This window comes from Asticcacaulis sp. EMRT-3 (genome assembly GCF_030027245.1).
GTDB lineage: Bacteria > Pseudomonadota > Alphaproteobacteria > Caulobacterales > Caulobacteraceae > Asticcacaulis.
Map to the genome: position 1 here is coordinate 61742 of NZ_JASERT010000001.1, position 14018 is coordinate 75759.

16 protein-coding genes are annotated in these 14018 nt (G+C 61.4%); 9 read left to right on the forward strand and 7 right to left on the reverse strand.

The genetic code is table 11. The annotated features are described in order from the left end of the window. The first annotated feature begins 67 nt into the window (after positions 1–67). Positions 68–790 carry an acetoacetyl-CoA reductase gene (phbB, locus tag QB905_RS00325; RefSeq protein ID WP_282972584.1) on the forward strand — a complete coding sequence of 241 codons (723 nt, stop codon included), beginning with the start codon at positions 68–70 and terminating at the stop codon, positions 788–790. A 315-nt stretch (positions 791–1105) separates the two neighbouring features. After that, complete coding sequence (locus QB905_RS00330) at positions 1106–1915, forward strand: DUF4908 domain-containing protein (RefSeq protein WP_282972585.1); 810 nt, start codon at positions 1106–1108, stop codon at positions 1913–1915. A 109-nt stretch (positions 1916–2024) separates the two neighbouring features. Here the strand turns inward: QB905_RS00330 and gloB are convergent, their stop codons facing one another. After that, positions 2025–2762, reverse strand: coding sequence for a hydroxyacylglutathione hydrolase (gene gloB, locus QB905_RS00335; RefSeq protein ID WP_282972586.1), 738 nt, complete (start codon positions 2760–2762; stop codon positions 2025–2027). Positions 2763–2838: 76 nt separating this feature from the next. On the opposite strand from gloB, the gene QB905_RS00340 reads away from it, so the two are divergent. From QB905_RS00340 to QB905_RS00350, 3 genes are all read left to right on the forward strand, one after another. After that, positions 2839–3594 carry a methyltransferase domain-containing protein gene (locus QB905_RS00340; RefSeq protein ID WP_282972587.1) on the forward strand — a complete coding sequence of 252 codons (756 nt, stop codon included), beginning with the start codon at positions 2839–2841 and terminating at the stop codon, positions 3592–3594. A gap of 74 nt (positions 3595–3668) precedes the next feature. Beyond that, the gene (locus QB905_RS00345; RefSeq protein WP_282972588.1) at positions 3669–4172 is read left to right on the forward strand and encodes a SixA phosphatase family protein; all 504 of its coding nucleotides are present in this window, start codon (positions 3669–3671) and stop codon (positions 4170–4172) included. Next, positions 4172–5233 carry a quinone-dependent dihydroorotate dehydrogenase gene (locus tag QB905_RS00350; RefSeq protein ID WP_282972589.1) on the forward strand — a complete coding sequence of 354 codons (1062 nt, stop codon included), beginning with the start codon at positions 4172–4174 and terminating at the stop codon, positions 5231–5233. Before QB905_RS00345 ends, QB905_RS00350 begins: the two co-directional genes overlap by 1 nt. A 218-nt stretch (positions 5234–5451) precedes the next feature. On the opposite strand, the gene QB905_RS00355 is transcribed toward QB905_RS00350, so the two are convergent. From QB905_RS00355 to flgF, 5 genes are read right to left on the reverse strand one after another with little or no spacing between them, the layout of a single operon-like run. Next, on the reverse strand, positions 5452–6768 hold the full coding sequence (locus QB905_RS00355) for an O-antigen ligase family protein (protein ID WP_282972590.1): 1317 nt from the start codon (positions 6766–6768) through the stop codon (positions 5452–5454). A 26-nt stretch (positions 6769–6794) separates the two neighbouring features. Beyond that, entirely contained in the window at positions 6795–7532 is a 738-nt protein-coding gene (gene flgH / locus QB905_RS00360) for a flagellar basal body L-ring protein FlgH (RefSeq protein ID WP_461781789.1), read from the reverse strand. A 24-nt stretch (positions 7533–7556) separates the two neighbouring features. Further along, positions 7557–8204 carry a flagellar basal body P-ring formation chaperone FlgA gene (gene flgA, locus QB905_RS00365; protein WP_282972592.1) on the reverse strand — a complete coding sequence of 216 codons (648 nt, stop codon included), beginning with the start codon at positions 8202–8204 and terminating at the stop codon, positions 7557–7559. A 3-nt stretch (positions 8205–8207) separates the two neighbouring features. Continuing rightward, positions 8208–8999 (reverse strand): flagellar basal-body rod protein FlgG, encoded by a 792-nt coding sequence (flgG, locus tag QB905_RS00370; RefSeq protein WP_282972593.1) that lies wholly within the window; start codon positions 8997–8999, stop codon positions 8208–8210. Positions 9000–9012: 13 nt separating this feature from the next. Continuing rightward, a complete protein-coding gene (gene flgF / locus QB905_RS00375) occupies positions 9013–9762 on the reverse strand; it encodes a flagellar basal-body rod protein FlgF (protein ID WP_282972594.1) in 750 nt (249 codons plus the stop codon). Positions 9763–10094: 332 nt separating this feature from the next. Between flgF and QB905_RS00380 the strand changes: the two genes are divergently transcribed. Genes QB905_RS00380 through QB905_RS00395 form a run of 4 tightly spaced genes read left to right on the forward strand, consistent with a single transcriptional unit; the run spans position 10095 to position 13483 of the window. Beyond that, entirely contained in the window at positions 10095–10736 is a 642-nt protein-coding gene (locus QB905_RS00380) for a flagellar basal body-associated FliL family protein (RefSeq protein ID WP_282975537.1), read from the forward strand. After that, positions 10736–11920, forward strand: coding sequence for a flagellar motor switch protein FliM (gene fliM / locus QB905_RS00385; RefSeq protein WP_282972595.1), 1185 nt, complete (start codon positions 10736–10738; stop codon positions 11918–11920). Before QB905_RS00380 ends, fliM begins: the two co-directional genes overlap by 1 nt. A gap of 49 nt (positions 11921–11969) precedes the next feature. Beyond that, on the forward strand, positions 11970–12635 hold the full coding sequence (locus QB905_RS00390; RefSeq protein ID WP_282972596.1) for a DUF6468 domain-containing protein: 666 nt from the start codon (positions 11970–11972) through the stop codon (positions 12633–12635). Between the two features lie 14 nt (positions 12636–12649). Further along, a complete protein-coding gene (locus QB905_RS00395; RefSeq protein WP_282972597.1) occupies positions 12650–13483 on the forward strand; it encodes a MotE family protein in 834 nt (277 codons plus the stop codon). On the opposite strand, the gene QB905_RS00400 is transcribed toward QB905_RS00395, so the two are convergent. Beyond that, positions 13480–13872: a hypothetical protein gene (locus tag QB905_RS00400; protein ID WP_282972598.1), complete on the reverse strand. Its 393-nt coding sequence runs from the start codon at positions 13870–13872 to the stop codon at positions 13480–13482. The genes QB905_RS00395 and QB905_RS00400 overlap by 4 nt on opposite strands. Positions 13873–14018: the final 146 nt, after the last annotated feature.

A 14018-nucleotide genomic window follows, 5' to 3' on the forward strand; every position in this document is an offset into this window, starting at 1 on the left:
AATCATTTTCGCCTCATCATGACGACGCTTCTGTCGTGGGTGAGAAGACAAAAAAGGGAGTGGATTTATGGGTAGAGTAGCACTGGTCACCGGCGGCACGCGCGGTATCGGCAAGGCCATCGTCAAGCGTTTGAAAGAAGCCGGGCTGACGGTCGCCGCCGGTTATGCCGGTAACGAAGAAAACGCCAAAAAGGTCGCCGAGGAACTGGACGTTTTTATCGTCAAGGGCAGCGTCGATAACTTCTATGACTGCAAGCGCGCCGTGCATGAGGTCGAGGCGGCGCTGGGCCCCATCGAGGTGCTGGTCAATAATGCCGGTATCACGCGCGACGGCTTCTTCCATAAGATGTCGCTCGAACAGTGGCAGGACGTGATCCACACCAATATGGACAGCGTCTTCAACATGACCCGTCAGGTGATCGAAGGGATGCGCGAACGCAATTATGGCCGCATCATCAACATCTCCTCGATCAACGGCCAGAAGGGTCAGGCGGGCCAGAGCAACTATTCGGCGGCCAAGGCGGGCATGATCGGCTTCACCAAGGCCCTGGCGCTCGAATCGGCTTCCAAGGGCATCACGGTCAACTGCGTGGCCCCCGGCTATACCGGCACCGAAATGGTGTCGGCCATCGCCCCGGCGGTGCTGGAAAAGATCGTGGCGGGCATTCCGGTCGGGCGTCTCGGCACACCCGAAGAAGTGGCCGAAATCTGCGCCTTCCTGGCCTCCGACATGGCCTCGTTCATTACGGGTGCGACCATCGCCGTCAATGGCGGCCAACACATGCTTTAAGGGTTCTAAGCGCGTCCGGCTGGCCTGCAAAGCCACGTCTTTCAAGCTTCCGCTGCTCACGTACCCAATGTACGCTGCGCTGCGGGTCTTGAAAGCCATGCCTTTTCGCCTCAGCCGGACGGCTTATAACACCTTAAAGTCATGAATCCCACACGCCTCAGACGTTCGGGGCAAGAGCGCGGAACTTTCGGGTTCCGCGCTTTTTCATGGTGAAATGCCACCTTTGAACTGGCCTTAAAGCGCCTTGGAAATACCTTAACATCGTCCGGGCTTGTCTTAAATCCGCCCAAGTCAGACCCTACCACTCAAGGCGTGATGACCAAGAAGCTGGTACATAGTCTGATAAGAATGGCGGGCGTCCTGCTGCTGGTCGCCTGCGCCGTCGAATCCGGCGTGGCGCAGGCCCAGATCGTCAATTCCCTGCGTGAGGCCATGTTCGGCAGCAAGGGAGCCGATTCGCAAAAGCAGACCCTGCCCAAGGTCGGTCATTTCGTCTCGGAAGACGGCGACGCCTTCGTCTTCGATCAGTCGCATTCTCAGGCCCTGATCCGCTTCGATGGCGACGATGAGACCTGGACGCTCACCCCTACGCCCGGCCCCAAGGGCGACATCATCTATAAAAACGATATTGGCGAACCGGTGCTGAAGGCCACGCGCTGGGGCGGCATGATCCTGTTTACCGATTCGCGCCCGATGGGTGATCCGGTATCCGTCACCGGCAAGGCCGATGCTTTTACGCCCGGCCACATATCGCCGGGCCTGCTGTTTCAAACGCTTGTTCATGCCAGCCACCGCGTCAGCCTGGCCCTGGGCCGCAATTTCGGCTTCGATGCGCCCGATGTGACCCCCGGTGCCGATTATCTCTATGCCGACGCCGCGCAGGTGACTGCCGATGCGCTGGTGCGCGTGGCCCTTCAGGCGCGTGGCCGCAAGGCGCTCGATCCCGTCCATTCGGTGCAGTTTATCGAAGGCCGTCCCCCCAGCGCCACGCTCGATGACGGCGTGCTCGTACTTAAGCTCGATATAGCGCGTGGCCTGTGGGGCGGCCATGTCTCGTCAAAACGCATCAGCCATGTGGTGATGGCCAGCTACAGTCTGGATGATGCGCACGCTGACAGGCGCTAGAGCAACGAGCGTTTAATTTGACTTACAAATTGAATGCGAGATGCGGAAAAACGTAAAATGGAGAGCGGGTTGCATTCCTTTGACCGATTCAATCAGAATGCAGACCGCTCTAAAAACGATCCTTGGCGCGGCGGAGTTCGCCGAATTTCGCCGCCTGCGCCGCGAAACCGTCTTCCCGCAACGGATAAACCAGAAACGGATTGGTGGCTTTTTCCTCGGCCACGCTCGAAGGCACGGTCGGTTCGCCGCGCGCCCGCAGGCCCCGCATCCGCATCGCCCGCGCCACCAGTTCGGGAAAATCCCCCAAACTTTCGGCAAATTTCAGATTGGCCAGCGTATATTCATGGGCGCTGTACAGCACTGTCTCTTCGGGTAGGGCGCATAGCCGCGCAAGGCTGGCCCACATCTGTTCAGGCGTGCCCTCGAACAGGCGTCCGCAGCCGAGTGGAAACAGGGTATCGGCCACGAAGGCCACGCCGTCGCCTTGCGCATAATAGCCGATATGGCCAAGCGTGTGGCCGCCGAGATCGAGGACATCGAGCCGGGTTTCGCCCAGCATGACATGCTCACCCGGCTTCAGTTCGTGATCGAGCGGGGCTAAGCGCCGTACCTCAGGCGGCCCGTAAATCTGACAACCGGTGCGCGCCTGTACCAGCGCATTGCCGCCGGCATGATCGGGATGCCAGTGGGTATTGAGGATAAAATTAAGCCTGCGTCCGCCCAGTTGGCGCAAAATGGCCGCCGGTTCCGGCGCGTCGATGGCCGCTGTCAGGCCGGTAGCTTCGTCCGTGATCAGAAAGCCGTAATTGTCCTGAAGGCAGGGGAAGATGTCGATTTTTAGCGGCATATACAGATTCCACCCTGATAGTTTTACGAAATGCCCCTATATCCTTATAGGATGCTCCACCTGCGAAAGACAGCCCTTGCGCCGCACCGTTGAAGATCTCAATCGTTTTTACGCCTCGCCGGAAGGGGCGATTGTCAAGCGCCTGATCGGCAACAAGCTGGCCGAAGCCTGGCCCGATGTGCGCGGCCTCGACCTGCTCGGTATCGGTTACTGCACCCCCTATCTGGAATCCTGCGTCGAGGCGCGCCGCGTTCTCTCGGCCATGCCGGGCGGGCAGGGCGCGGAAATCTGGCCGACGGGGCTGAAGGTGCGCACCACCCTGGTGGAAGAAGAGGCCCTGCCGTTTCCTTCGGCACTGTTTGATCGCATCGTCATGATGCATGTGCTGGAAGAATCGGCGACGCCGCAGGGGCTTTTGCTTGAGGCTTCAAGGCTTTTATCGCCCAGTGGCAAGCTGATCATCGGCGTGGCGGCGCGCGGCGGTTTCTGGGCCCATGCCGAACAGACGCCGTTTGGCTACGGCCAGCCCTATAGCCGGATGCAGCTCGAAGCCGCCCTGCGCGACGCCGAACTGGAACCTCTGGCCTGGTCCTATGCCCTGTATGCCCCGCCGTGGCGCATCACCCGGCGCTGGGCGGGGCCGCTCGAAACCATCCTGCCTGCCATCTGGCCGATGAGCGGCGGCCTGATCCTGATGGAGGCCGGGCGCAGGCCCTTCGTGGCCCAGAAGCGGGCGGCGCAAAAATCGTTGCTGCGTGAGTTGCGCGGCGCCCTGACTCCGGCTTCCGCACCTGTGCCCACCCCCAGTTCACGTGAGCTTGAAAACGCATAAAGTCTTTGCCCGCATGGCGATTCTGCGCCATAGGTCAGGATGATAAGAAACGATTACGCCCCGCAGGGAAGATTATGAAACAGCTCATTCTCATGCGCCATGCCCAGGCAGAAAAGAAGGCGAAAAGCGGCGAGGATTTCGACCGCAACCTGTCGGCGCATGGCCGCGAGGAAGCCGCCAGCGTAGCGCGCGCTCTGAAGGCTTACGGCGTGAAGCCCGATTTCGCGCTTGTTTCTGCTGCGCAGCGTACGCAAGACACTTTCCGCGAGATCGAGGCCGTGCTCGGTGAAATTCCGGCCCTGATCTCGAAGGATTTCTACAATGCCGGGGCGGAATCCTTGCGCCGGGCCATTGAGCGCCACGAAAGCGATGGCCAGTGCCTGCTGGTGGTGGCGCATAATCCCGGCGTGCAATATCTGGTGGCCGACTATCTGTTTGAAGGGGCGGCGGGGCCGGAAATCGTCGGGCGCGTGCAGGGCAATTACCCGACCGCCACGGCGACGGTGTTCGAGGTCGATGTGGCCGGACGGCCTGTCTATGACGGCATCTACCTTGCCAAAGACGTGGCGGGGGCCTGATGTACAGGCTGGCGACCCGCGCCCTGCATAGTCTGGCGGCCGAAGATGCCCACAGCCTGACCATCGGACTGCTCAAGGCGGGGCTGGGGCCGGTATCAGGTCTGCACACCCCGCAACTGGCCGTCGATGTACCCTATGCGGGCGGAAGCCTGCACTTTCCCAACTGCGTCGGGTTGGCCGCCGGTTTTGACAAAAACGCCGATGTGCCGCTGGCCATGATCCGCGCCGGTTTCGGCTTTGCTGAATGCGGCACGGTGACGCCCCTGCCGCAGGAGGGCAATCCGAAGCCGCGCCTGTTCCGGCTGACCGAGGATCGCGCGGTCATCAACCGCATGGGCTTTAACAATAAGGGGCTGGAGGTTTTTCAGCGCCATCTCGAACATATCAATGCCCACAAAAAAGGCGCGGTGATCGGGCTGAATATCGGTGCCAATAAGGACGCCGCCGACCGCATGAACGACTACCTCACCGGCCTGAAGCGCTTGTGGGGGATGGGCAGCTATTTCACCATCAATATTTCCTCACCCAATACGCCGGGCCTGCGCGCTTTGCAGGGCAAATCACATCTCGATGACCTGCTGGGCCAGATTGCCGAAACGCGCGCGGCGCTGGTGCGGGTATCAGGTCAGAATTGCCCGATCTTCCTCAAGATTGCGCCTGACCTTGATGATGGCGAGATCGGGGATACGGTAGAGGCCACCCTGACGCATCAGCTTGACGGGCTGATCGTGTCCAACACCACCCTGTCACGCGAGGGCCTGACATCAAGGCTGGCGCGCGAAAGCGGCGGCATGTCGGGGGCACCTTTGTTCGCCAAATCGACGCAGGCCCTGCGCGTGGCGCGCGCGGCGAGCGGCGGCAGGCTTGTGCTGATCGGGGCGGGCGGCGTGGCGTCGGGGGCTGACGCCTATGCCAAGATTCGCGCCGGGGCGTCGCTGGTGCAGCTCTATTCGGCGATAGTCTATGAAGGGCCGGGACTGGCCGATGCCATCCGCCGTGATCTGGTGGCGCGCCTGAAGGCCGATGGCTTCCGCTCGGTCAGCGAAGCGGTGGGGACGTAAGTTTAAATCCACAGATGAACACAGATATTCAGAGCTATCCCACGCTACCGCTATCGGTATAGTCAGAGGTCTTGCTCACAGATAAGGCGATGGTGGTTGTCGTCTGCCCCTATTTTACCTAATGCCGCGAAGCGGCGACCTGTGTACAATCGGCTTCGTTCGGTAGCGGTAGCGTGAAGCCGTTACGAATATCTGTGTTCATCTGTGGATTCAAAACCTTACTCTTCCACCGCATTGGCGGTCAGCCGCGCCAGGGCGCAGACAAACAAGGCCCAGATCAGCGAATTCTGCGACAGGATAAAGCTTTCCGACAGGATCAGGAAGCTGAACAGAAGCAGGATCAGCACCGAAAAGAAGCCATCCCTGACGCGCGCAAAGCGGAACAGGGCGCAAAAATAGCCGATGGCGAGCACCGCGCCAAACAGGATGACGCCGATCCAGCCCACCTGAATCAGCAGGTCAAGCCAGCCATTATGCGCCGAGGGCACATCCCAGTGGGTTTCCTGTCGCACCACGGCGGCGGGGATGGAGGTCGGCGTCCAGAAGGCTTTGTAGCCATAGCCGAGCCACGGATGCTTGTCGGACAGGCGCATCAGCGAGGCCCAGATTTCGGTGCGGCCGGTAAGCGTTGGGTCTTTGCCCAGCGCCTTGAAGATCAGGTCGGGCGCAGCATAAAAGAGCGTGCCGCCCAGAAGCGCCATCGTGGCCGCCAGCCAGACGAAGATGATCGACAACACGCCGCCACGTTGCAGGGCCAGCAGCACCGGATAGGCCACAGCCGCGACGAGGCAGCATAGAAGCGAGGTTTTCGAGCGCGACATCACCACCAGAATGAAGATGGCGACGGCCAGCCCGATCCAGTATCTGCGGCGCTCGGGTGCGACATAGGCCGAGGCGCAAGCTGCGATGAAGCCCAGCACCATCATGGCCGCCATCTGGTTTTTCTCGTACCACAAGCCCTTCCAGTCACCGGCATTGATGTCGTGATGGATGCCGAGCGAAGGGACGCAGATGCAGACGAAATAGGTACCGAAAGCCAGGATGGCAAAGGCCAGGCCGATGATCTGGACAAGATCGCGGCCTTGCCAGCGCGCCGCCAGATACAGGCCGAACAGGGTGGTCATGGCCACGGCAATGGTGCGCCTTGTGGTGGTGGCCGGGTCGATCGACCAGAAGCTGGAGGCATAGCACAGCCCGATCAGCAGGCCGGTCATGAAGACGGCGGGCAGGATGCGCAAAAAACGATTGAGGCGCAAACCGACCAGCGCCAGAGTCGCGGCATAGACCGGCAGCCACATCAGGCGCAGCACCGCTGAATCGCTTTCGGCGGCGGCCAGATCGGTGGTTTGCGGGGCGAATAGCGGCCCGATCAGGGCGTTGGAAAAGAGCAGGAGGCAAAACAGGGACAGCGCCACCTCGGCGCGGACAATCCAGCGCGTCCGTCCGGAGGGCGCGCTGGATGAGTCCGGGATGGCAGGAGCGGCGGCGGGCATGGCGGCGGGTGCGGACGCCCATTCCGGGCAGGATGGGTGCAAGTTATGCGAGAATTCTCAAAATATGGTTAGAACGGCGAGAATTTTTCCATCAGGGCCTGCGAGGCAGGCGGCTTTTGCATATTGGTGATGTCGCCGCGTCCGCCATAGGAGATGCGCGCCTCGGCCAGTTGCGAGGAGTTGATGGTGTTGGTTGAGGTAATATCTTCCGGCCGGGCTATGCCCGAAACGGTCAGGACGCGCACTTCGCGGTCGGTGCGTACCTCCTGCGTGCCCTGGATGATCAGATTGCCATTGGGCAGGACGCCGCTGACGACGGCAGACATCGTGATCGAAATCTTCTCGGCGCGCTTGATCGTGCCGTCGCCCGCATCGCTGGCCGATGAGGTGTTGCCGAGCGCACTGGCGGGATTATAGCCGCTGGGCAGAATTTTCCCCAGGCTCGATTCCAGCCCGAAAAAGGTCGGTGTGGCGGCATTATAGCTGTTGGAACGTGAACGGGCCGTCGAATTGCTGGTCTGGGCGCTGTCATTGATCTCGACCATCACCGTCAGGATGTCGCCGACCGAACGGGCGCGCTGGTCGTTGAAGAAGGTGCGCGCGCCGACGCGCCACAGTGAATTGGCAGAGGCCGGCGTCGGTGCCGCTGTCGGGGTGAGCAGGGCCTGCTGCTGCGGCACCAGCGCTGCCGGATAGCCCATCGGCGACAATTCCGGCCCGTTGATTGCCTCATGCACCGAGGCGCAGCCGCCGAGGGCGGAAAATGCGGTGAGGGCGGTCAGGCCGATAAGGGCGGGCAGCGAAATGGGGCGGAACATGAACAACCTTCCTTAACGCGAAGACAGAAGCATATGCGAACGGAGCGTATCGGCGGCCGGTCCCGCCACGGCTGTGCCGGGGCCGGTGATGACGGCGTCGATGGATTTTTTGGAGCTGGTATTCTGGATCTGGATCAGGTCACCGACGGCACCGTCTTTTTCGGCCTGACCGCTCATGGTCAGGCTGAGGCCGTTGGCGCTCCAGGTGACGGCCACGCTGTCGTCGCGCTTGACGACCACGGGGCCGGAAGCCGGACCATAGGCGGCGGATGCGGTTTGCGGCCAGCCGCTGGGGGAAGACGCAGCGGCTGAAGCCCCGATATTGGCGCTTTGCGGCAGGGCCTGTCCGGCACCGCCGTCCGGGCCTGCCGTCACGATGATGCGGCGCAGGCCGCGCGGATTATCCCAGTAAACCCCGGCGCGCGCCGCCATAGCCTGCACGATACCGGCGTCGAGCACGGCGGTCGGGCCGCTGCGCGTGCCGACCTGCACATTGCTGGCAGCGCCGGCATTGGCGAACAGGTCGCCGAGCGTGATACGGCCATCGCCGTCGCTGGTGGTGCCGCGCAAAACCAGCAGGCCGGCGGCGTTTGCCGTCGCAGCGGCGGACACCGGTGCCAGTAGCGCCGCACCAAGCATCAGGGCGAGCAGGGCTTTCATGACCTAGCCCCTCGCCAGTTGGCTGGTGGTTTGCAGCATGGAATCGGCGGTGGTGATGACCTTGGAATTCATCTCATAGGCCCGCTGCGCCACGATCAGGGCGGTGATTTCCGACACGGCGTCCACGTTCGACGATTCGGTATAGTGCTGCAAAAGCGTGCCATAACCGACATCGCCGGGGGTCGAGACATTGGGTGCGCCCGAAGCGGCGCTTTCCATGAACAGGTTGTCGCCCTGGGCGTCGAGCCCCGCTTCATTGGCGAAGGTGGCGATCTGGAGCTGGCCGACCGTGGTGGTGGCGGTCGAGCCCTGCGTCGTGACCTGCACCTGGCCGTCCTTGGAAATGGTCGTGCTGGTGGTGCCCTGCGGGATGGTGATGCTGGGCTGAACCAGATAGCCGTCCTGCGTCACCAGCCGACCCTGATCGTCGAGCGAAAAATTGCCGGCGCGGGTATAGGCGGTTTCACCCGAAGGCAACTGGATCTGGAAATAGCCCTTGCCCTCGATGGCGATGTCGTAATCATTGCCGGTCTGGGTGTCTGAACCCTGTTCCATGATGCGGTACACGCTGCCGGTCTTGACGCCGGAACCGATCTGGATGCCGGTGGGCACCACGGTGCCGGAATCGGAGGATTGCGCCCCCATGCGTTCGACATTCTGATACAGCAGATCCTGGAATTCGGCGCGCTGTTTCTTGAAGCCGATGGTGTTCATGTTGGCGATGTTGTTCGAGATGACCTCGACATTCATCTGCTGCGCTTCCATGCCGGTCGTGGCAGTGTGCAAAGCTCTCATGGTCTTTTACTCCCTACGCTACCTTGCCGAGCCGCTCGATAGCGGATTTCGACAGGGAGGCATTTTGTTCGATGATATTGGCCAGACTCTCGTAAGCGCGGTTGATCTGCACCAGATGGGTGATTTCCTTCATCGGATTGACATTGGAGGCTTCCAGATAGCCCTGTTCCACATTGGCGTCGGTGGCGGGCAGGGCCTGGGCATTGCTGACCAGACTGTAGGTGCTGTCGCCGTTTTTCGACAGGTCGCTCATATTGGCGATGCGCACGATATTGAGCTTGCCGACACGTTCGGCCTGGCCCTGATACATCTGGGTGATGATGCCGTCCTTGGAGATGGTCGGCTCGCCTTTTTTCGGATCGAGCACGATCGGGCCGCCATCGCCCTGCACCGGATAGCCGTCCTGTGTCACCAGGGTGCCGGTCGAATCGAGGCTGAAGGCCCCGTCGCGCGTATAGGCGTTGCCCTTGGGGCCGCCGACCACGAAGAAGGTGCCTTCACCGCTTAAGGCCAGATCGAGAGGCGCGCCGGTCTGGTTGAGCGCGCCTTGTGAAAAGTCGCGGCCGACGCCGCTGTCATAGGCAAAATTGGCCGGGGTGCGGATCGGCGAATCATAGGCGGGCGCACCGGCCTGGGTATTGACCAGCAGTTCCTCGAACTTGTAGCCGGTCGTGTTCATATTGGCCAGGTTGTTGGCGCTGATGTCCAGTTCCCGTTGCAGGGTCATCTGACGCGACAGGGCGATGTAGCTGGTATTGTCCATGTCGGCTCCTCTGGTTTGGGTGCGGGTCAGGGCCGAAACTTGGCCGTTAACCATGATTATTTGGGTATGCAAGCGCCGTGCCAGACAGGGTTAAGGACGGCAAGGGGCTGATACACAAGGAAAAGATGGTCACGCTGCGCGAATCTGCCCATGAAGAGCAGGGGCAAAAATTGCCGCCTTATCGCCGCCATCCCAACGGATCGTTAACCATGTTGGGCGAAGATCAGCGATATGCGCGCTAAAGGCGCGCGGCTTAAGGTTTGTTGAAGTTTTGGGTTCAGGCTGACGCCTGGATGTATTTGCAGGATTTTTCCTACAGGGGCGTGGGCGTATTGGCCAAGAAAGAGAAAAAACCAAAGGACGCCGAAGCGCCGCCCGTTGATGGCGAAGACGGCGAGGGCGCGCAGGCGCCAGCCAAAAAGAAATTCCCGCTGCTGATCGTCATCATCGCGGCGGCGGTCTTGCTGCTGGGTGGTGGCGGGGCGGCAGCCTATTTTCTGTTTCTGGCACCCAAGCACCCGCCGGCAGCGGCAGGTGCCAAGGACGCGCACGGCGACAAGAAGGCGGAAAAAAAGAAAGACGACAAGAAGGGTGGTCATGGCGCCAAGGACGGGGCGGCGGCCAAGGTCGATCCGGCCACCCAGCCCGTACGCTCGGACGGCCCCAATGGCACCGTCTATTACACCTTGCCCGACACGGTGGCCAATATTCAGTCGCCGGACGGTACGGCCTCCTATCTGAAGCTCAAGCTGACCTTTGAATGCGCCGATGACAGCGTGGCCGATGCGCTTGACGCCGATCTGCCGCGCATCAATGACGTGCTGCAAGGCTTCATGCGCGAGCTGCGCCCGGAAGATTTGAGCGGTTCGCAAGGCAATTATCAGCTCCGGCTCGAAATTCTGCGCCGCGTCAATCTCGTCCTGGCACCGCAAAAGATCAATGCCGTGCTGATCGAACAGATGCTGGTGACCTGATGAGTGATGAGGTCGATCAGGAAGCCATGATGGCCGCCTGGGAGGCGGAACTCGCCGCTGAGGCGGGGGCTGCTACAGGTGGTGGAGGTGGTGGCGGTGGCGGCGTAGTTGACGGCGGCGATCTGGCCGCCGAATGGGAGGCGATGGTCGGTGGCGCAGGCGGTGGCAGCGACCATTTCAATGTGCCCGCCGGTGCCGAACGCATCCTCAATCAGGATGAAATCGACAGCCTGCTCGGCTTTGACCTGTCGGAAGACGACTATAATGAGCGCTCCGGTATCCGGGCGATCATCAATTCGGCGATGGTGTCGTATGAACGCCTGCCGATGCTCGAAATCGTCTTCGACCGGCTGGTGCGCCTGATGACGACCAGTTTGCGTAATTTCACCTCTGACAATGTGGAAGTGTCGCTCGACAATATCTCGTCGATCCGGTTTGGCGACTATCTCAACTCGATCCCCTTGCCCGCCATTCTGGCCGTGTTCCGCGCCGAGGAACTGGACAATTACGGCCTGCTGACGGTCGATTCCAACCTGATCTATTCGATTGTCGATGTGCTGCTGGGCGGGCGGCGCGGCACGGCGGCCCTGCGCATCGAAGGCCGTCCCTATACCACGATCGAGCGCGTTCTGGTGCAGCGCATGGTGGAAGTGATCCTCAATGACGCCAAGGCGGCCTTTGAGCCGCTGACGCCGGTGACGTTCAATCTCGACCGGCTGGAAACCAATCCGCGCTTCGCCGCCATTGCGCGTCCGGCCAATGCGGCGATTCTGGTCAAGCTGCGCATCGACATGGAAGACCGTGGCGGACGGGTTGAGCTTCTACTGCCCTATGCCACGCTGGAGCCGATCCGCAAGATGCTGTTGCAGCAGTTCATGGGTGAAAAATTCGGCCGTGACAATATCTGGGAAAGCCATCTGGCCACTGAATTATGGACAACGCAGATGGAGGTGCGCGCCGTGCTCGATGAGCAGCAGATGCCCCTGTCGCAGGTCTTGAATTTCAAGGTTGGAGAGACGATCATCCTCAATGCGAACGCCGATTCTCCGGTGCAGTTGCGCTGCGGGGCCATTCCCCTGACCACCGGGCGCATGGGGCGCAAGGGACACAATATTGCCGTTCGTGTCGATACGCCGCTGGCCTCGTCGGCCAAGCGACGGCTGATGCAGTTCAAGAAGAAGTAAGGCGAGAAGAAGTAAGGAATGTGTTGAGTTTATCAGGGTGCTTTCAGGCATGAGTCTGACCAACGCCATTATGGATCTGATCCTCATGGGGCTGCTTGTGGCGGCCCTGTGGTTTGGCGTGCGCCTCGATAAACGCCTGAAAGCCCTGCGCGCCGCCCATGAAGGCTTTGCCCGCGCCGTTGGTGAGCTGGATGACGCCGCCATCCGCGCCCATAACAGCCTGAAAGAACTGCGTGCCCATGCCGATGAGTCGCAGGATCTGTTGCATGGCCGGGTGCTGGCGGCGCGCGAGGTGCTGAACAAGCTCGATGCGCAGGTGAGTCGCGCCGAGCGGGCGCAGCGCGATCTCGACAAGGGCATGGTCAGTTACGAGGCGATGGCCGCCGTGCGCATGGCGCCTGTCAGCGCCCCGCAGGATAAAAGACCCGACATACGCCTTACCCCCGAAACCTCTCGTCAGCCCGTGGCCGACCCGGTCGTGCGCGACCTGGCAAGGCCCTTTGCGCGTGATGCGGTCAGGCCTGCCGCCGCCGCGCCGCGTCGCTCGCTTCTGCCCGAACAGACGCCGCCGGATGAGCGCGAAGTGCTCGACAAGGTGCAGATGTCGGAACTGGTGGTGGCCAATCTCAACGAGATGATACGTTCGCTGAACATGCCCAGACGCCAGCCGGAATCGGTCGAGGACGACCTGTTCGGCAAGACTTCAAAGAGATAATGTAAATGGCGAATATGCCGCGACTTCTCCCCCTCCTTTTCGTTGCCGTGGGCGGGGTGCTGGCCATGAAGGCCATCACCAGCCTCGATCTGGTGCCCGGAGCGTTTCATGCTGCGGAGGCCTTCGCTGCCGATGCGAAAAAGGCCCCGGCCAAACCTGCGCGCGCCAAGGCCCCGGCCAGGGCGGAGGGGGCGGGCGATGCGGCGGATGATCCGACCGAAAGCTATGCCGTCAATCCAGCCCTGATGGCCGCCGACGCCAATTCCAGCGCGTCCGATGCTGCCGCCAGCGCGCCGATGGCACCGATCTGCGCCACCTCGGTCGATGATCTGGCCAAGCAGGCGGGCATTTCGCCCAATGAGCTGCAAATCCTGCAAAATCTCGGTCAGCGCCGGCAGCAGCTTGACCAGCGCGAGCAATCACTTAACTCACGTCAGGCGCTGATCGATGTCGCCGACAGCAAACTCGACACGCGCATCCAGCAGCTTTCCAATCTGAAAACCCAGATTCAGGCCCTGCTCGATCAGGCCAACAAGACGCAGGATGACGACACCAATCGACTGGTGGCCGTCTATTCGGCGATGAAGCCCAAGGACGCCGCAGCGGTTCTCAGCACCATGAAGGACGATGTGCGCCTGCCCATCGCCGCCAAGATGAAGGATCGCAATCTGGCGGCTATTCTGGGCGCTATGGATCCATCGGCGGCGCGGGATCTGACCGAAAAGCTGGCCACGCGGATGCAGGACGCCAACGGGCTGCAACAGCAGCTTGACAAGGCCGCAACGGGCGGAACGGCAGCGGCACCCGTCAAGCCTGCCGCCAAACCCGCTCCGGTCAAAAAGAGCTAATTGGCCAGGCTTTGGGCCGGGGTGCGATCCTGACGATAAGCGGCGGCCTCGGCAGGATTCGTGGCCTGTGCCTGCACCGGATAGGGATCAATCGATACGGGCGCGGTGGGGGCCAGATCGATACCTTCCGGGCCATTATCCAAAGCGAGAACCTGCAAGGCGCCAATCCGGGCCGGGGGCGGGGTGGTCTGGACGAGCCTCGGCTGGAACAGGCTGTCTGTATCCGGCAGGTGCGCCAGATGGTCGCCGATCACCGTCCCGCTGACGCACAGGGTCATGACGGCGGCGACGAGGCTGAGAAAAAGGATGTCGGGCCCACGCCGATCGTCGGGGCGAGGCGCATTCCAGGCGAGGGAATAGTCTTGCGGTTCCGCGCTTATCTCGTTCATCTGCCAAAGTCTCCTGAACAGAAGGCCAATGTAGAAAAACGACTGCAAATTCGCAGCAGGGGAGACGGGGTGCGGGTATAAGCGCGCCATAGCGCGCAAACAGGCGCGTACAGACATTATTAAGCTGTTTGCTACACTTCATTAAC